The following is a 17843-nucleotide window of genomic DNA, read 5'->3' on the forward strand; positions in this document are numbered from 1 at the left end:
CCTCCTTATTGAAACGAATTTAACTCAGTATTTTTCTGAAGCGATATATTTTGAATCAATAATTGCGTCTGCAGTTCAACATATTCCGGAAGCGTATACTCTTTATGCAATGCCCACCTTCTAAAACTCCACATCTGTCCCTGAACGAAAATATTATGAGAAACAAGGCTTATTTGTTTTGCCGTCAATGATAGCTCCCCATTCTCAACACATTTCGTTATCACCTTTTCAAACATGCCGACCATCCGAAGTTCTTTATTCAATACATAAGGTAAAGCATCTTTCGTCAGTGCTTTCACCTCTTGATACATGACCAGCACTTCGTCCTGCATATCATCCATCACTTTATAAAAATAGGCGATAGTAAGCTTCAAGCTTTCAAGTGTCCCATCGCTCTGATCTATTTCTTTCTGAAGCTTTTCCTGGACTTCATCGTAGATAAAATCACAAACGAGATATAATATATCTTCCTTTGTTCGGATATACTCGTATAACGTGCCAATACTAAAGCCGGCCGCTTTGGCAATTTCCCTGGTAGTCGTACGATGAAATCCCTTTTCCTTAAAAAGGGTCACCGCTCCTTTAATCATTTGTGTACGCCTTTTTTCAACCAGCCGTTCATCCTTTACAGATGCAAGAACCTCTCTTTTTTCCATTTTCAAACTCCTTTTAATAAGCCCATCATTTAATTGCCAAAGACATTCTGAAGAAATTGAAAAGGGTATTCCGGTAAAGGCAATGCCTCATCGGAAAACCTCAATTTCAATCCTATTTAGTAATCATCCGTGAGATGACCAGCTTTTGAATTTCCTGTGTACCTTCATAGATTTGGGTGATTTTCGCATCACGCATATACCGTTCTACAGGATAATCCTTTGTATATCCATAACCTCCAAAGACCTGCACGGCTTCTGTCGCCACTTTCATGGCTGTATCTCCAGCAAAAAGTTTGGACATGGCTGACTCTTTTCCATAAGGAAGGCCCGCCGATTCCAACCAGGCAGCCTGATAGGTTAATAGCCTTGAAGCTTCAACACCCGTTGCCATATCCGCCAACTTAAAACCGATTCCTTGCTGTGCAGAAATCGGCTTCCCGAATTGGACGCGCTCTTTTGCATAATCAACTGCGGCATCCAATGCTCCTTGGGCTATGCCCACTGCCTGGGCTGCAATCCCATTACGGCCGCCATCAAGCGTCATCATCGCTATCTTAAAGCCCTCTCCTTCTTTTCCAAGAAGATTTTCTTTAGGCACTCGGCATTCATCAAAAATGATTTCTGTGGTCGGTGATGAACGGATTCCAAGCTTCTTCTCTTTTTTGCCGACACTAAAACCCGGGAAGTCCTTTTCAACGATAAATGCACTCGTTCCTTTTTGTTTGGATGCTGGATCCGTCAATGCAAAGACGACATATGTATCCGCAATCCCGCCGTTCGTAATGAAGATTTTTGAACCGCTGATAATATATTCATCACCTACAAGCTTTGCAGTCGTTCTCATACCGCCTGCGTCAGAGCCTGAGCTAGGCTCGGTCAGCCCATATGCACCGATTTTTTCACCCTGTGCCATCGGGCGAAGGTATTTTTGTTTTTGCTCTTCAGATCCAAACTTATATATTGGCCATCCTGCAAGGGAAGTATGGGCTGATAAAGTCACCCCAGTGGAAGCGCAAACGCGGGAAAGTTCCTCAATCGCTATGCAATACGCTAAATAATCACTTCCAATTCCGCCGTATTCCTCAGGCCACGGAATCCCAGTCAATCCCAGTTCAGCCATTTTATCGAAGATCTCACGGTCAAATCGTTCTTCTTCATCCCTCTCGGCAGCTGTCGGAGCCACTTCATTCTGGGCAAAATCGCGCACCATTTTCCTGATCATTTCATGCTCTTCCGTTAGCTTAAATTGCATGTCCATGCCTCCTAAATATTTCGTGAATTATAGATTCTTACTGATGACCATTCTCTGTATTTCGCTGGTTCCCTCATAAATTTCAGTTACCTTTGCATCCCTGAAATAGCGTTCGACAGGATATTCCGTCGTGTATCCATAGCCTCCGAACACCTGGACTGCTTCTATCGCCACATCAACAGCCGTCCTCGAAGCGAATAGCTTAGCCATTGCCGCCTCTTTACCGCACTTCAATCCCTGTGAGCGTAAAAACGCGGCGCGATAGACGAGTAACCTTGAAGCTTCTATACTCGTTGCCATTTCAGCAAGCTTGAAACCAATCCCCTGTTGCACTGCAATAGGTTTGCCGAATTGAACTCTGTCTTTTGCATATTGGACAGCATGTTCCATGGCGCCTTCTGCAATTCCCAGCGCTTGAGCAGCAATGCCTATCCTTCCAGCATCCAAGTTGGCCATTGCGATCTTAAAGCCTTCCCCTTCTTTGCCAAGGAGATTGGCTGCAGGCACTTTCATATCCTCGAACGTCACCTGTACGGTGCTCGAGCCATGAAGGCCCATTTTACGTTCATCTTTACCGATGATTAAGCCTGGCGTCCCTTTTTCTACAATAAAAGCAGAGATTCCCTTGCTTCCCTTCTGAGGGTCGGTTGAAGCAAAAACAATGAATACATCCGCTTCCCCGCCATTGGTGATAAAAACCTTGGACCCGTTTATTCGATATTTTCCGTCTTCCTTTACTGCCACTGCCTTCGACTTCAAACTCGCAGCATCGGAACCTGAGCTTTGCTCAGTCAAGCAAAAGGCACCTAAATATTTACCAGCGGCTAACTTAGGCACATACTTTCGCTTCTGCTCTTCCGTTCCAAAATAAACGATTGGATTTGTTCCAACAGAAGTATGAACGGACAATATAACACCGAGAGTTGGACTAACTTTGGAAATTTCATTGATGGCGATGATATAAGACATGAAGTCCATACCTGCGCCACCGTATTCTTCTGAAATCGGGATTCCCATCAAACCAAGCTCACCCATTTTTTGCAGAATCGTTTTTGGAAACACGCCCGTTTCCATTGCCTCGATATGAGGGGTAATCTCATTCTCCGCAAAAGCGCTTACCATTTTCCGCATCATTTCCTGTTCTTCTGTAAACTTGAAATCCATCCTTCATCCCTCCCTAGCTGCACATCTTTCTAAGATTAGTTATATTCGTAAAAGCCCCGTCCTGATTTCTTTCCTAGCCATCCAGCTTTTACATATTTCCTTAACAGCGGACACGGTCTGTATTTATCGTCTCCGAGCCCTTGGTGAAGGGTTTCCATTATATACAGGCATGTGTCTAGTCCAATGAAGTCAGCTAGCGTAAGCGGGCCCATCGGATGGTTCATTCCCAGCTTCATCACGTCGTCAATCGCCTCTTTAGTGGCGACGCCCTCATAAAGGGTATAAATGGCCTCATTGATCATCGGCATCAAAATCCGATTCGCTACAAAACCCGGGAAATCATTGACTTCCACCGGTACCTTGTTTAAGGATTCAGCCATCTCTTCAACTTCTTTATAAACTTCATCCGCTGTAGCAAGGCCGCGAATGATCTCAACCAGCTTCATGACTGGCACTGGGTTCATAAAATGCATGCCAATTACCTTATCCGGCCTTTTCGTTGCCGCGGCTATCTCTGTAATCGGAAGTGAAGAAGTATTGGATGCAAGAATGACGTGTTGTGGCGTGATTTCATCCAAATCGGCGAAAATTTTTGTTTTTATCTCCATATTTTCCACTGCCGCTTCAATCACTAAATCCACCGCAGCCGCATTTTTCAAATCCGTCGAGGAAGTCAACCGGGAAAGGATTATATCCTTCTCCTCGGATTCCATTTTTCCTTTTTCAACCTGCCGGGAAAGGTTCTTGGTAATTGTCCCTAACCCCTTTTCTACATATTCATCTTTTAAATCATGTAAAAGAACTTCATAACCGCTCATTGCACAGACCTGGGCAATGCCAGAACCCATCTGTCCAGCACCAATGACCATCACTTTTTGAATGCCCATGAAAAATCCCTCCTCATGTATCTATCTATGAAACTATTATCCTTGCTTAGGCACTTCAATTAAAATGGCATCTCCCTGACCGCCGCCACTGCAGATCGCTGCGATGCCCAATCCCCCTCCGCGGCGTTTCAATTCATGCATCAGCGTAATGATGATGCGGGCACCACTCGCCCCGATCGGGTGACCTAATGCTACAGCCCCTCCGTTTACATTCACTTTTCCCGGCTCGATGTTGGCAATTTTCCCACTGGCCAGCGCAACCGCAGCAAATGCTTCGTTCACTTCAAACAAATCAATTTCCTCTATCGATTTACCTGTCTTCTTCAGGAGTTCATTTATGACCAAACCTGGCGTTTTAGGAAAGTCCTTTGCTTCCACTGCCACTTCTGCATGAGCTAAAATATAGGCAAAAGGCGTCTTCCCTTCCTTTTCCGCACGTTCCTCACTCATCAATACGAGTGCACCTGCCCCATCATTGACACCTGGTGCATTACCTGCCGTAATGGTCCCATCATTATTGAAAGCTGGACCTAATTTAGCTAACTTCCCGGCAGATGTATCTTTTCTTGGGGCTTCATCATGTTCAACGGTAATTGGTTCGCCTTTCCGCACCGGCACCTGTACGGAAATGATTTCTTCTGCAAGGATACCGCCATCGATTGCTTTTATCGCTTTTTGATGACTCTCGTAAGCCCAGCTATCTTGTTCCTCACGGGTGATTTCAAGATCCTCGGCAGTACTGTTTCCATAAGTCCCCATATGCACGCCCGTAAAGCTGCAGCTAAGTCCATCCGAAATCATCGTATCCTTCAGCTCTCCATCACCCATCCTTAATCCCCACCTTGCTTTCGGAAGGATATAAGGAGCATTGCTCATCGATTCCATTCCGCCGGCAACAATGATTTCTTCTTCACCTAAGCGAATGATCTGATCAGCCAATGTCACACTGCGAAGTCCTGATGCGCATACTTTATTAATGGTTTCCGTTTTCACTTCCCATGGCATTCCAGCATGACGGGCTGCCTGGCGGGAAGGTATTTGGCCTTGGCCCGCCTGTAGCACATTCCCCATGATGACCTCATCTACTTGGCTGCCTTCAATCCCTGCCCGGACAAGTGCCTCTTTGATTGCTATTCCACCAAGTTGTGATGCTGTCAAACTGCTAAGGCCACCGCCAAATTTACCAAAAGGTGTTCTCACACCGCTAATAATCACTGTTTTCGCCATCATTATTTCCCCCTATAAGTAACATTGATTGAACGCTCGCTCAATTTGGAGTTAAAAAAATAGTGTTGTAAGCGCTTAATATTATATTACACATTTTTCCCAAAAATGAAAATATTCAGTTTGTAAATATTGAAAAAATTGCCTGCTCCCTTTTATTTCATCCCTTATAAAAGAAGCAGGCAATTCCATTTAAATTAAGATGCAATCGATTTATTTTCACCAATGACCGCTTTTTCGAGTAGTTCTGCTACATCATACGTTTTAACATTTTCCTCAACTTCTTTTGCTTTCGTCCCATCGGATAGCATGGTCAGGCAATAAGGACATCCGGAACTGATCACTGTTGGACTGACGGCCAGAGCTTGTTCGGTACGGGCCACATTAATACGGTTTCCTGTTTCCTCTTCCATCCACATCAAACCGCCTCCAGCTCCACAGCACATACCCTTTTCACGGTTACGCTCCATTTCAATAAGTTTCACACCAGCAATGGATTGCAAGATTTCACGCGGCGGGCTGTAAACTTCATTGTACCTTCCCAAGTAACAGGAATCGTGGAATGTAATCGTCTCATTCACCGGATACTGAGGGACCAACCTGCCTTCACTGACAAGTTTGGCTAACAATTCAGTATGGTGATACACTTCCGCTTCCAAGCCAAAATCCGGATACTCATTCTTAAAGATATTGTAAGCATGCGGATCGATCGTAACGATTTTCTTTATTTCATTCTTCTGGAATTCTTCTATATTTTTCATTGCAAGTTCCTGGAAAACAAACTCATTACCCAATCGACGCGGAGTATCCCCTGAGTTTTTCTCCTTATTTCCGAGAATTGCAAATTTAACGCCTGCTTCATTCAATAATTTAGCAAAGGAAAGGGCAATCTTCTGGCTTCGGTTATCGTACGACCCCATTGAACCCACCCAAAATAAATACTCGAATTCTTCGTCTGCCTTTTTTAGTTCCTTCACGGTTGGGACGAGGACATCTTCCCGAAGGCTTCGCCAATCTTCTCTCTCTTTACGGTTCAGTCCCCACGGGTTCCCTTGACGCTCAATATTCGTCATGGCACGTTGCGCATCAGGATCCAGTCTGCCTTCCGTCAACACTAGATATCGGCGCATATCGATGATCTTGTCAACATGTTCATTCATTACCGGGCATTGATCTTCACAGTTCCGGCATGTGGTACAAGCCCAAAGTTCTTCTTCCGTAATGACTTCGCCAATCAGGCTCGGACTGTAAGCTTCTGTTGCTGCAGCTGATTCCTGCGCCCCCTGCGCGGCACCAGCCAAAGCGATCTTATTTCCTTTCGTATTCCCAAAAACAAAAGATGGCACCCATGGCTGCTTCGTAGTAACGGCAGCGCCTGTATTTGTCAAATGGTCACGCATCTTGATTATGATATCCATCGGTGACAGCATTTTACCGGTACCTGTAGCCGGGCACATATTCGTACAGCGACCGCACTCCACACAGGCATAGAGGTCCACCATTTGATATTGCGTCAAGTCCTCGATATATTTGGCACCGTAATATTGATTACCTTCTTTGTCGAGAATTTCTTCTTCCAAATCAACCGGTTTCAATTTTCCGGGATTGTCCAGGCGATTAAGGAATACATTTATCGGGCCGGCAATCAAGTGAGCATGCTTAGATTGCGGGATATAAACAAGGAAAGATAATATGATCAGTAAATGCAGCCACCAAGCTACATAAAAAACGACGGTTGCCGCTGTTGTTCCCATCCAGCCGAATAAAAATGCGATGCTCGATGCGACTGGCTCTGACCAGGTTGCATCGTGTCCATGCCAGATCATTCCCATTCCATTCCCCAGCAATACGGTGATCATGATACCGGTGATGAAGATGACAACCAAACCTGCCTTGAAATCCCTTTTCAAGCGAACGAGCTTTTCGACATAACGACGGTATGCCGCCCATAGGATTGCAACAAGAACGGTAAGCGTCACAATTTCCTGGAAGAAAGTAAAGGCCGGATAAACAGGGCCAAACGGTAAATGCCACCCCGGTCTTAAGCCTTTAACAAAAAAGTCAAGTGCGCCAAATTGCACTAAGATGAAACCATAAAATAATAAGGCATGAATGATCCCGCTCTTTTTATCTTTAAAAAGCTTCTTCTGTCCAAATACATAAACCCCTATTTTAACAAGACGATCTTTCACACGGTTATCGAATTCCACTTTTTTGCCAAGTTTTATATAAGCAATACGAGTCTTTATCAAATAGACAAACAAACCGGCGGCGTAAGCGGTTACAAGCAGGAATGCAACTAAGTTGATCCACAGTAAACCATTCATTTCCATGCAGTCTTTCCCCCTCTTTAGTAAATTGCAAAATGCCAGGTACCATTTTGGGAAATTTGGCATTTTTCTGAAATTTGATTAATTCCATTATATAATGAATGAGCATTCAGTCAACTTTTTTCTTTTAAAAACCATTTAATTTTTCTGCCCCTTAATTATATAATTCGACAATTCCATGCATTACCCTTCTGCATTCTAAAAAAATGAGGACCCTTTCCCCCTATTTAATGGTTACTGTCAGGGATTTAGAGCCAAACTAAATATAATCATTTAGGGGGGATTTTTTTTGAAGATAATCACTACGATTGCCTCTATATTTTTATTGATCTTCTCTTGGTGCTGGGTCGATCTTAAGGTAGGGCATAAGCGTTATTTGAAGCACGCAACCAACATTAAATATCCGCCTCGGAACAGTGAAATGACTGTATTCACATCAGGGAAAATCCTGTTTGAAGATTATATCAAGGAAGTCAAGCAAGCTCAGGATTCCATCCATATCCTTTTTTATATAGTAAAAAATGATAAATTCAGCAAGGACTTTTTGAAGTTACTGCAGTCAAAAGCGGAAGAGGGCGTGGAAGTGCGGCTTTTAGTCGATTGGATAGGAAGTAAAAAGATGTCCCGCCAAACCATTCAGGAGCTGACTGAAAGCGGCGTTCATTTTTCTTTCAGCTTTAAACCGAAACTCCCCTTCCTTTTCTATACCATCCAAAAAAGAAATCACCGTAAGATCACGGTGATAGATGGAAAAATCGGCTATCTTGGCGGCTTTAATATCGGTAAGGAGTATATAAACCAAGGGGAGAAGCTGAACCCATGGAGAGATTACCATTTAAAAATGACCGGGGAAGGTGTAAAGGACCTTCAGGAAGTCTTCCTCTCGGATTGGTTCTATGATACAAACGAGGATTACAGAGGAACACCTGCTTATTTTCCGACATTGACTCCCGGGACTCAGGCACATCAGTTTGTCGTCACGAATGGCAGTGATCTTGAACAGTCCTTGACACACATGATTCGTCAAGCCACTAAAAAAATCATTATCGGGACTCCATACTTCATTCCCAGTGAAACTTTATTTCAAGAATTAAGGGAAGCCCTTGCACGCAATGTTTCCGTTACGGTCATCGTACCTGAAATTTCAGACCATGCCCTTGTCAAGGAAGCTTCTTTTCCCTTTTTCCGGGTACTAATAAAAGACGGGGCTGAAATCATGCAATTTCAAAGAGGGTTCTACCATTCTAAAGTGATACTGATCGATGATATAATGTGTGATATCGGTACGGCTAATTTTGATAAACGCAGTTGTTTTTTAAATAGTGAAATGAACTGCATCGTATTTGACCGGACATTTATAAAAGATGTAGAAAAGGAATTGGCAGTGGACATGGCCGAATCCAAGCCGCTAAATGGGGACGCTCTTTCCAAGATGAATGTAGTCCGTTCAGCAAAAGAATCGCTGGCTTCCATCCTTTCTCCTTTTCTTTGACAACCCTTTGCTCAAGGAGAAAAATATAATGAAAATAAGATTTGGGTTCGTATCCAATGCGACCTGTTTATGGGAAGCTTCTCCGGCCAAGACACTTACTTTCAAGCGATATAGCACACTTGGCCCAGAAAAAGGAATGGAAAAACTTCTGGATGTGACAAGGCAGAACATTGAAAATACGTTAAGGGTCCTTCAATATAACACGGCACACCAAATAGAAATATACCGGATGTCCAGTTCCATTGTACCTTTAGCCACACATCCCGAAATAGAATGGGATTTCGTCACTCCTTTTAAAAGAGAGTGGAAACAGCTTGGCGACTGGGCAACTGCACACAAAATGAGGCTCAGCTTTCATCCGAATCAGTTTACGCTGTTCACCAGCCCTAAGCCCGAGATTACACAAAATGCCGTGAAAGATATGGTGTTCCATTATAAAATGCTTGATGCAATGGGCATTGCGGACACCTCTTTCATCAATATCCATGTCGGTGGAGCCTATGGTGATAAAGAGTCCGCTCTTGTAAGGGTTCATGACAACCTTAAATCGCTGCCTATGCACGTCAAGGAAAGAATGACTTTGGAGAATGATGATAAAACCTATACAGCATCTGAAACCCTGGGCGTATGTAAGAGGGAGGGCATCCCACTTGTATTCGATTACCACCATCATCTCGCAAACCTTTCAGATGTGCCGCTTAACGAGCTGCTCACCGAGGTGTTCACCACTTGGAATCAGGCAGGGGTGGTACCAAAGATTCATATTTCATCACCAAAATCGGCAGGTGCATTTCGCTCGCATGCAGATTATATCGATTTGGAGTTCATCATGCCCCTTTTTAAAGTGCTTAAGGATCTTGGACAGGACGTGGATTTCATGATCGAGGCCAAGATGAAGGATCGGGCAATGTTGCAGCTGATTGAAGATATAGCTAAGGTTCGTGGTGTAAAAAGGGTGAGCGGCGGTGCCGTCGAGTGCTAATTAACCTAAAAAAAGCGGCTGTTTCTCTAGAAACAGCCGCTTTTTTTTCATTACATTTTTTCCGGTGCCGAAACCCCGATGATGGCTAATGCATTCTTTAAAGTAATTTGGACGGATTTGACCAGTCCTAAACGCGCCTTACTTCTTTCCATCTCTTCAACATCCAGAACCTTATCTGCATTGTAGAAACTGTGGAATGTAGAAGCCAGGTCATATATATAATTCGTCATGCGGTGAGGCATCCGTTTTTCGGCCGCTTCCGCTATTGCCTGCGGGAATTCTCCTAATTTCTTCAAAAGCTCCACTTCTTTTTCAGTAGATAGGGCAGAGAAATCAGTGACTCCTTCATAGCTGATCCCTTGTTCCACACCTTGGCGCAAAATGCTGGAAATACGGGCGTGGGCATACTGTGCATAATATACCGGATTTTCATTGGATTGTGAGACCGCAAGATCCAAATCGAAGTCCATATGAGTATCCGCACTTCTCATCGCAAAGAAATAACGTGTTGCATCCAGACCTACTTCATCAATAAGGTCACGCATCGTAACTGCTTTACCTGTACGCTTGCTCATCTTCATTTTCTCGCCATCCTTGTACAGGTGAACAAGCTGGATGATTTCGACTTCAAGCTGCTCGCGATTGTACCCTAATGCTTCGATCGCCGCTTTCATACGCGGGATATAGCCGTGGTGATCTGCACCCCAGATATTGATCAGTGTTTGAAAGCCGCGTTCCAATTTATTACGGTGATAGGCAATATCCGGTGTCAGATATGTGTAAGACCCATCCTGCTTAATAAGCACCCGGTCTTTATCATCGCCTAATTCCGTAGAGCGGAACCATGTAGCACCATCTTCCTCGTAAACATGGCCCCTTTCCCTCAACACTTTAAGTGCTTCATCAATTTTACCGTCTTGATAGAGGGATGTTTCGGAGTACCATACATCAAATCCGACACGGAAATTACCCAAGTCCGTTTTCAGTTTTTCCATTTCATATTTCAAGCCGTACTCACGGAAAAATTCAAAACGTTCCTTCTCATCGGCATTTACATATTTATCCCCATATTCACTTGCAAGCGTCTTACCGATGCCAATGATATCTTCACCATGATAACCGCCCTCCGGCATATCCTTTTCGAGGCCAAGTGCCTGGAAATAGCGGGCTTCGATGGAAATGGCCAAATTATTGATTTGGTTTCCTGCATCATTGATATAGTATTCACGTGAAACATCGTAACCTGCTTTAGAAAGGATATTACATAGCGTATCACCTACTGCTGCACCACGTGCATGACCAAGATGGAGATCACCGGTTGGATTCGCTGAAACGAACTCCACTTGGATTTTTTCTCCTTTTCCAAAGTCACTTTCCCCATATGCTTCATCCACTTTCAAAATGACAGGAACCAATTCTGTCAAATAGGCATTATTCATGTAGAAGTTGATGAAACCTGGTCCTGCAATTTCAATTTTTTCGATGGATGCTTTTGAGTTGTCAAAGTTTTCGATGATTGCCTCTGCTATCATCTTTGGTGCTTTCTTTGCAATCTTCGTTAATTGCATGGCCATGTTCGTGGAATAATCTCCATGTGTCTTATCTCTTGGCAGCTCCAATACAACATTTGGAATCTGCTCTTCCGTTGCTAAACCAGCTTTAATGACTGCCGCTTTAATCTCTTCTTTCAGCTTTTCCTGTACCTCTTTTACTATATTCATGCGCTATACTTCCTCCTTGTAGGAAATCGTCATCTCATATTGACCGGGTTCGCTTCCCTGCATATGTAACGTATATTTAAGGACGAGTTTCCCTTGTTTGGTCTGCTCATCCCATTGATGATGTATCTTCTTCGCGGTCGTCCGTAATCCTAACCTGCCATATATACTTTCGTAATGTCCATTTGTCGCTTCCTGCAGGCGGAAAAGCTGTCTCATTTTAATGGCACCATTTCTAAGCAGGATCGTTTCATCCGGTTTGTGCTTGATCGTCGTTTGCGTTTGACCGGCTTCATTTTCCTCTTTATATTGCAAATATAAATCTGCACCTTTATACATTTTTGTACCAAATGTGACCAGCTCATACGTTTCCGTTTCTGAGCCGTGCTTGATTTTTGTCTGTAAAGTCACTTTAATCGCTTGCTTATCTATATCATGAAGAGTCAAAGCTACACTTCCTTCATCATGTCGTTCTTAACTTTATAAGTATAAATATTCTTCAAGGAAGTTTCAACTTGGAGCGGAAAATAAAGTGTAAATCAAAAAAAGTGAGGATAAACTGTCGAAATCATGTTGTTGCAATTCATTTGAATTTAACACAATAATGACTCATCGGGGCGGAATTATTCAAATAGAGTCCATCAGACGTAAAATTCTTTCCCGGAATGGATAAAAAAAGACCATTCCCGCTAAAAAACAGGAATAGTCAGTCAGGTCTTACATCCATTAACCTTTTTGAACCCAACCTAAAATCATTTCGCGAATCAGCTTGCTCGCAGTGTTCGCAGTTTGCTCGGATGGATCATAAATCGGTGCCACTTCTACCAAATCGCAGCCGACTACATTAATTTCAGAACGTGCTATCTCATGAATGGAAGCTAAAAGCTCTTTGGAGGTGATGCCTCCACAATCTACGGTGCCTGTTCCCGGCGCGTGCGCAGGATCAAGAACATCGATGTCGATCGTCACATATACAGGTCGGCCAGCTAACTGCGGCAGTACTTCTTTCAGAGGTTCAAGAACTTCAAATTTAGAGATGTGCATGCCATTTTCTTTTGCCCATTGGAATTCTTCCTTCAAACCGGAACGAATGCCGAAAGAGTATACATTTTTCGGGCCGATAAGTTCTGCGGATTTACGGATGATGGACGCATGGGAAAGCGGTTCTCCTTCATAATCCTCACGTAAATCTGTATGGGCATCCATATGGATGATGGCCATATCGGGATACTTTTTGAACATGACTTTGATGACAGGCCATGTTACAAGATGTTCCCCTCCCATACCCATTGGGAACTTACCTGCATCCAACAAGCTGTCGACATATTTTTCAATCATATCGATACTGCGCTGCGGATTGCCGAATGGTAATGGAATATCCCCGGCATCAAAGAATTTAACTTCCTCTAATTCACGATCTAAATACGGGCTGTACTCTTCCAAACCAATCGAAACTTCACGAATTCGGGTAGGGCCGAAGCGGGAACCCGGACGGAAGCTTACCGTCCAGTCCATCGGCATGCCGTATAGCACAGCTTCCGATTCCTCAAAAACAGGGTGGCTTTTAATGAATACATTGCCTGAATAGGCTTCATCGAATTTCATGGTCCATGCCTCCCTTATTTCACTAAATCTTGAACGAATTTAGGCAGAACGAAAGCTGCTTTATGAAGTTCTTTTGTATAATATTTCGTTTCTAATTCATGGAAACGATCTTCAGTCACTTCTAATGGATTATATTTTTTCGATCCGATCGTGAACGCCCAAAGGCCGCTTGGGTATGTCGGGATATTCGCTAAATACAAGCTGGTGATTGGAAAAATTTCTTTTACATCACGTTGTACATCGCGAATTAAGTCCGCTTTAAACCAAGGGTTGTCGGATTGTGCCACAAAAATCCCGTCTTCTTTCAAAGCTTTGGAAATCCCGGCATAAAAACCTTTTGTAAATAAATTGACAGCAGGTCCGACAGGTTCAGTTGAGTCAACCATGATCACGTCATATTCATTTTCACTTTTGGCGATGTGCATGAAGCCATCCCCAACTTGTACGTCTACACGCGGATCTTCAAGCATGCCTGCAATTTCCGGCAAGTATTTCTTTGAGTATTCGATAACTTTCCCATCGATATCCACCAATGTAGCTTTTTTTACGCTTGGGTGTTTAAGGATTTCACGGATAACTCCTCCGTCCCCTCCACCTACAACCAAAACGTTTTCTGGATTAGGATGGGTAAATAAAGGAACATGGGCTACCATTTCGTGGTAAACGAATTCATCGCGCTGTGAAGTCATTACCATGTCATCCAGCAATAGCATATTGCCCCACTCTTCCGTTTCAATCATATCAAGCTTTTGAAACTCAGTTTGCTCCGTATGTAAAGTACGATTCACTTTCATCGTAATACCAAAGTTCTCTGTTTGTTTTTCAGTAAACCAAATGCTCATTTATTAACGCTCCTTTTCCATTTCATATTGTCAGTCACCTTATAGGTTCCCCAAAATCGGTATAGTCATTAGCTAGAAAAATTATAGACGAATCTAGCAGAATTGCAAGATAAATTTCTTAAATGCAGTTCTTATGTTTAAAATTTTCTTTTTTTTCCATAATAGTAATAGATACTAGATTCTTACCTGATAAGAGAGGTGAAAGCAATGGAATTGATTCCAAGCGAACGATTTAAAAGGACAACTAAATATGTACGGGCCTTCATTATCCTTGCCACAATCGGGCTCACAATACTCTTTGTATTGCTTCTCTCTTTACTGATTTATGCAAAAATATTAGGTCCGCCTCCTTTGGTCGTGCCGCAGTCCACTCTCTATTATAGTGATAATGGAAATGTGATCGGTGAAACCGATAATGGCCAGAAACGTTATTGGGCCGGAATGGAGTCGATTTCACCAGAGCTCATCAAAGCGACTGTCGCCGTTGAGGACCGTCAATTTTACACTCATAATGGATTTGATATAAAGCGGATCGGCGGAGCCATCCTTGCTGATATTAAGGCAATGTCCAAAGTCCAGGGTGCAAGCACCATTACCCAGCAGTATGCCAGGAACCTGTTTCTTGGGCATGACAAAACGTGGTCGCGTAAATTTAATGAGGCCTTTTATACGATACGTTTAGAAATGAACTACTCCAAAAAGGAAATTCTAGAAGGCTATTTAAATACGATTTACTATGGCCATGGCGCCTATGGAGCCCAAGCTGCAAGTCAATATTACTTTGGCAAGGATGCCAAGGATTTGACCCTTCCTGAAGCGAGCATGCTGGCTGGAATACCAAAAGGGCCGTCAAACTATTCTCCATTGGATAACTTTGAAAAAGCGAAATCAAGGCAGAAAGTCGTCCTGCAAGCCATGAAAAGCAAAAACTACGTTTCAGGAAAGGATATCGCGGAAGCGCTGCGAACATCCCTTACATTAAAGGGAGAACACGGAACGGTCACAAAGAAGACCGCTCCCTATTTCCAGGATGCCGTCAAGCAGGCTTTAAAAACTCAGCTTCATTTAGATGACCGGACGATCGAGCTTGGCGGGCTTAAGGTCTATACCACACTGGACGAAACCCAGCAGGATGCTGCCGAAGAAGTTCTTTCCAATACCATACCCAAGTCTTCAGGCATTCAAGCCTCGATAGTGGCAATGGATCCGGATACCGGGGAGGTCCGTGCGCTGGTCGGAGGGAAAGATTACTCCGAGTCGCCATTCAATCGGGCCACACAGGCCGTTCGCCAGCCTGGTTCAACCATAAAGCCCTTGCTATACTATTCAGCATTAGAGAATGGTTTCACACCATCCACCACCTTAAAAAGCGAGACAACTACATTTTCTTTCGATGATGGTCACTCATCTTACACACCGCATAATTACAACCATCAATATGCGGAAGGCGAAATCACGATGGCCCAGGCCATTGCTCTTTCCGATAATATCTTCGCCGTAAAAACGCACTTGTTCCTTGGGGAACAGGCATTGGTCGATACGGCGCACCGTTTCGGCATCACGGCAAAGATGGATGCGGTTCCTTCCCTGGCACTCGGTACGTCAGGTGTAAGGGCGATTGAAATGGTGAACGCATACAGCATTCTGGCTAACGGCGGCAAGAAGGTTGAACCCGTGTTTATCAAAAAGGTTGAAAATCAAAAAGGTGAAGTGATTTTTGATGAAAATGAGAAACCTGAACAGATTTTGGATGAGGATAAGGCATTTGTCATGACCCAGATGCTTACAGGGGTTTTCGATGAAACCCTAAATGGCTATACGAAAGTGACCGGCAGCACCATCAGTTCCCAGCTGTCCCGCCCATATGCCGGCAAATCAGGCTCCACCCCGACTGATAGCTGGATGATCGGTTACACACCGGAGCTTGTAGCAGGAGTATGGACTGGATATGATCAAGGCAAAAAGATCGAGATCCCTGCTGAAAAAGGCTATGCAAAGAAAATCTGGGCTTCCTATATGGAAAAGGGCCTGCAAGGGAAACCGGCAAAATCGTTTAAGGAAACCGAAAACGTAATCGGGGTAAACGTGAACCCCGTTAGCGGAAAATTGGCCACAAAGGACTGTCCTGCCTCAAGAATGACTTATTATGTTAAAGGGACCGAACCTGTCGAATACTGTGCCGAGCACTTTAAGGGTGAGAGTCCGAAACATGCCCCAAAAGAAGAAGAACATAAAAAGGCCCCATGGTACAAAAAAGTCTTAAAACCTTGGGGATAACGAAAAACCCCCGAAGCCGGCAGCGGCTTCGGGGGTTTTTCTGTCCTAGTTCCACAGTGACTAAACTGCTGTCTTTAAGTTTACTGATTTTATCGCTTTCCTACAAGTGCATTTTTCACTAAACTTAACATTTCACCCATTAAACGAGATTCAAACCGTCAATGACTCCTTCAGCAGATCTGAAGAACGCTCCCACATTCCTGCATCATGATTTCTCAGGAAGTCTGCAAGCACACGTTTTGATTTATCGTCCATGTCCTCGACGATGATTTTTCGTTTTAGCGATTTATCCATCCGGTTAACATGCTCCGGGAGCGATTTGTAACCGCGTCTAATTGACCTGTCGACCATCATTTCACATGCTGTCACACCTGCATAGTGCGGGCCATTTTGAGTGGCTTCAATGGTCACCCAAACAAGCCAGTAAGGTTTGGCATTCGGGACCTCCTCTTTTGTCTTTAAAAACTTGATCCCTTTTTCCACTGCACTTCTTGCATGCATCGCGCCGATATCGACCTCTGCTTCACCTGCATCAACATCGATGATGACCGGAGAAATATTATCGAGCGTCAAAACCCCTGCTCCATATCCGCCATGACCTTCTGTAGGGTCGTTTTTTATAATATTGAAGCCTACCTTTTTCTTTGGTTGTTCTTCCATGTTCGTATCCCCCTTTATTGTATGTCATTCCTTATATTGGTTAAAAAAACAAAAGTGAAAAAAATTGACTTAAGATGCCTCCAACAAAGTCTCTACCAGTTTCCAAAATCGGGCCAATTGTATACTTGCTCAGCGGTGTGATGATCAGGATCAAAAAAATAAGCGAGCCGTATTGTTCATACTGGGTCATTTTTGCCCGCAAGTCTGCTGAAACAAGATCCTGAATGATTCTATAGCCATCGAGCGGCGGCAGCGGTAACAGATTAAATACAAATAAAAGGACATTTAAATTTATGAGTATACTTAAGAAAGGCTCGACGAAAAACGGTAAATCAGGTCCAACGCCTGCGGCAAGCAATCCGTAAAAAATCAAATACCCCAAAATTGCAACAATCAAATTGCTGAACGGACCGGCAAAAGAGACGAGCACTCCTGCCAATTTTGGATTCTTGAAATGAAAACGATTGACCGGTACAGGTCTCGCCCAACCAAATCCAGCTATTAATATCAACAATGTTCCGATCGGATCCAAATGCGAAATCGGATTCAATGTGACTCTTCCTTCATTCTTAGCAGTCGGGTCACCGAACTTATAGGCCACATAAGCATGGGAAAATTCATGAACCGTAAATGCGATCAACAGTGACACAATGACATATGGAAGCTTTTCCAAAGGATAAACCAAAAACCGTTCTATTTGCTCCAAGAATTGCATCGATAGCTTCTCCCCCATTGTTTAATACCGTTAGTATAC

15 protein-coding genes are annotated in these 17843 nt (G+C 43.6%); 3 read left to right on the forward strand and 12 right to left on the reverse strand.

Annotated features, from left to right (window positions below):
* Positions 1–5: 5 nt before the first annotated feature.
* From ABOA58_RS26855 to ABOA58_RS26880, 6 genes are all read right to left on the reverse strand, one after another.
* Positions 6–656 carry a TetR/AcrR family transcriptional regulator gene (locus tag ABOA58_RS26855; RefSeq protein ID WP_241589607.1) on the reverse strand — a complete coding sequence of 217 codons (651 nt, stop codon included), beginning with the start codon at positions 654–656 and terminating at the stop codon, positions 6–8.
* Between the two features lie 112 nt (positions 657–768).
* A complete protein-coding gene (locus ABOA58_RS26860; RefSeq protein WP_350300697.1) occupies positions 769–1908 on the reverse strand; it encodes an acyl-CoA dehydrogenase in 1140 nt (379 codons plus the stop codon).
* A 27-nt stretch (positions 1909–1935) separates the two neighbouring features.
* Positions 1936–3072 carry an acyl-CoA dehydrogenase gene (locus ABOA58_RS26865; protein ID WP_350300698.1) on the reverse strand — a complete coding sequence of 379 codons (1137 nt, stop codon included), beginning with the start codon at positions 3070–3072 and terminating at the stop codon, positions 1936–1938.
* A gap of 35 nt (positions 3073–3107) precedes the next feature.
* Positions 3108–3959 (reverse strand): 3-hydroxybutyryl-CoA dehydrogenase, encoded by an 852-nt coding sequence (locus tag ABOA58_RS26870; protein WP_350300699.1) that lies wholly within the window; start codon positions 3957–3959, stop codon positions 3108–3110.
* Positions 3960–3995: 36 nt separating this feature from the next.
* Positions 3996–5186 carry an acetyl-CoA C-acetyltransferase gene (locus ABOA58_RS26875; protein ID WP_350302980.1) on the reverse strand — a complete coding sequence of 397 codons (1191 nt, stop codon included), beginning with the start codon at positions 5184–5186 and terminating at the stop codon, positions 3996–3998.
* Positions 5187–5380: 194 nt separating this feature from the next.
* Entirely contained in the window at positions 5381–7510 is a 2130-nt protein-coding gene (locus tag ABOA58_RS26880; protein ID WP_350302981.1) for a (Fe-S)-binding protein, read from the reverse strand.
* Between the two features lie 292 nt (positions 7511–7802).
* Here ABOA58_RS26880 and cls point away from each other — a divergent pair, with 292 nt between their 5' ends.
* Positions 7803–9005 (forward strand): cardiolipin synthase, encoded by a 1203-nt coding sequence (gene cls, locus ABOA58_RS26885; protein WP_350300700.1) that lies wholly within the window; start codon positions 7803–7805, stop codon positions 9003–9005.
* 28 nt (positions 9006–9033) lie between these two features.
* Positions 9034–9987 (forward strand): UV DNA damage repair endonuclease UvsE, encoded by a 954-nt coding sequence (gene uvsE, locus ABOA58_RS26890; protein ID WP_350300701.1) that lies wholly within the window; start codon positions 9034–9036, stop codon positions 9985–9987.
* Positions 9988–10037: 50 nt separating this feature from the next.
* On the opposite strand, the gene argS is transcribed toward uvsE, so the two are convergent.
* From argS to speE, 4 genes are all read right to left on the reverse strand, one after another.
* Positions 10038–11708 (reverse strand): arginine--tRNA ligase, encoded by a 1671-nt coding sequence (gene argS, locus ABOA58_RS26895; protein WP_350300702.1) that lies wholly within the window; start codon positions 11706–11708, stop codon positions 10038–10040.
* A 3-nt stretch (positions 11709–11711) separates the two neighbouring features.
* On the reverse strand, positions 11712–12152 hold the full coding sequence (locus tag ABOA58_RS26900; RefSeq protein ID WP_350300703.1) for a DUF1934 domain-containing protein: 441 nt from the start codon (positions 12150–12152) through the stop codon (positions 11712–11714).
* 279 nt (positions 12153–12431) lie between these two features.
* Positions 12432–13310 carry an agmatinase gene (gene speB, locus ABOA58_RS26905; protein ID WP_350300704.1) on the reverse strand — a complete coding sequence of 293 codons (879 nt, stop codon included), beginning with the start codon at positions 13308–13310 and terminating at the stop codon, positions 12432–12434.
* A gap of 14 nt (positions 13311–13324) precedes the next feature.
* Positions 13325–14152, reverse strand: coding sequence for a spermidine synthase (gene speE, locus ABOA58_RS26910; protein ID WP_137017365.1), 828 nt, complete (start codon positions 14150–14152; stop codon positions 13325–13327).
* 207 nt (positions 14153–14359) lie between these two features.
* On the opposite strand from speE, the gene ABOA58_RS26915 reads away from it, so the two are divergent.
* On the forward strand, positions 14360–16429 hold the full coding sequence (locus tag ABOA58_RS26915; protein ID WP_350300705.1) for a transglycosylase domain-containing protein: 2070 nt from the start codon (positions 14360–14362) through the stop codon (positions 16427–16429).
* Between the two features lie 150 nt (positions 16430–16579).
* Here ABOA58_RS26915 and ABOA58_RS26920 read toward each other — a convergent pair whose 3' ends face one another.
* Complete coding sequence (locus tag ABOA58_RS26920) at positions 16580–17089, reverse strand: YwhD family protein (RefSeq protein WP_350300706.1); 510 nt, start codon at positions 17087–17089, stop codon at positions 16580–16582.
* A gap of 40 nt (positions 17090–17129) precedes the next feature.
* A complete protein-coding gene (locus ABOA58_RS26925) occupies positions 17130–17804 on the reverse strand; it encodes a site-2 protease family protein (RefSeq protein ID WP_350300707.1) in 675 nt (224 codons plus the stop codon).
* Positions 17805–17843 lie beyond the last annotated feature (39 nt).

It is taken from the genome of Peribacillus frigoritolerans (genome assembly GCF_040250305.1).
In the GTDB taxonomy this organism is placed as follows: domain Bacteria; phylum Bacillota; class Bacilli; order Bacillales; family DSM-1321; genus Peribacillus.

What these genes read in the sequence shown, in the direction of transcription:
- ABOA58_RS26870 (WP_350300699.1), bottom strand. Translation starts at nt 3,959, where the DNA reads ATGGGCATTCAAAAAGTGATGGTCATTGGTGCTGGACAGATGGGTTCT.
- ABOA58_RS26865 (WP_350300698.1), bottom strand. Translation starts at nt 3,072, where the DNA reads ATGGATTTCAAGTTTACAGAAGAACAGGAAATGATGCGGAAAATGGTA.
- ABOA58_RS26875 (WP_350302980.1), bottom strand. Translation starts at nt 5,186, where the DNA reads ATGGCGAAAACAGTGATTATTAGCGGTGTGAGAACACCTTTTGGTAAA.
- speE (WP_137017365.1), bottom strand. Translation starts at nt 14,152, where the DNA reads ATGAGCATTTGGTTTACTGAAAAACAAACAGAGAACTTTGGTATTACG.
- ABOA58_RS26855 (WP_241589607.1), bottom strand. Translation starts at nt 656, where the DNA reads ATGGAAAAAAGAGAGGTTCTTGCATCTGTAAAGGATGAACGGCTGGTT.
- ABOA58_RS26920 (WP_350300706.1), bottom strand. Translation starts at nt 17,089, where the DNA reads ATGGAAGAACAACCAAAGAAAAAGGTAGGCTTCAATATTATAAAAAAC.
- ABOA58_RS26880 (WP_350302981.1), bottom strand. Translation starts at nt 7,510, where the DNA reads ATGAATGGTTTACTGTGGATCAACTTAGTTGCATTCCTGCTTGTAACC.
- argS (WP_350300702.1), bottom strand. Translation starts at nt 11,708, where the DNA reads ATGAATATAGTAAAAGAGGTACAGGAAAAGCTGAAAGAAGAGATTAAA.
- uvsE (WP_350300701.1), top strand. Translation starts at nt 9,034, where the DNA reads ATGAAAATAAGATTTGGGTTCGTATCCAATGCGACCTGTTTATGGGAA.
- ABOA58_RS26860 (WP_350300697.1), bottom strand. Translation starts at nt 1,908, where the DNA reads ATGCAATTTAAGCTAACGGAAGAGCATGAAATGATCAGGAAAATGGTG.
- ABOA58_RS26925 (WP_350300707.1), bottom strand. Translation starts at nt 17,804, where the DNA reads ATGCAATTCTTGGAGCAAATAGAACGGTTTTTGGTTTATCCTTTGGAA.
- ABOA58_RS26915 (WP_350300705.1), top strand. Translation starts at nt 14,360, where the DNA reads ATGGAATTGATTCCAAGCGAACGATTTAAAAGGACAACTAAATATGTA.
- speB (WP_350300704.1), bottom strand. Translation starts at nt 13,310, where the DNA reads ATGAAATTCGATGAAGCCTATTCAGGCAATGTATTCATTAAAAGCCAC.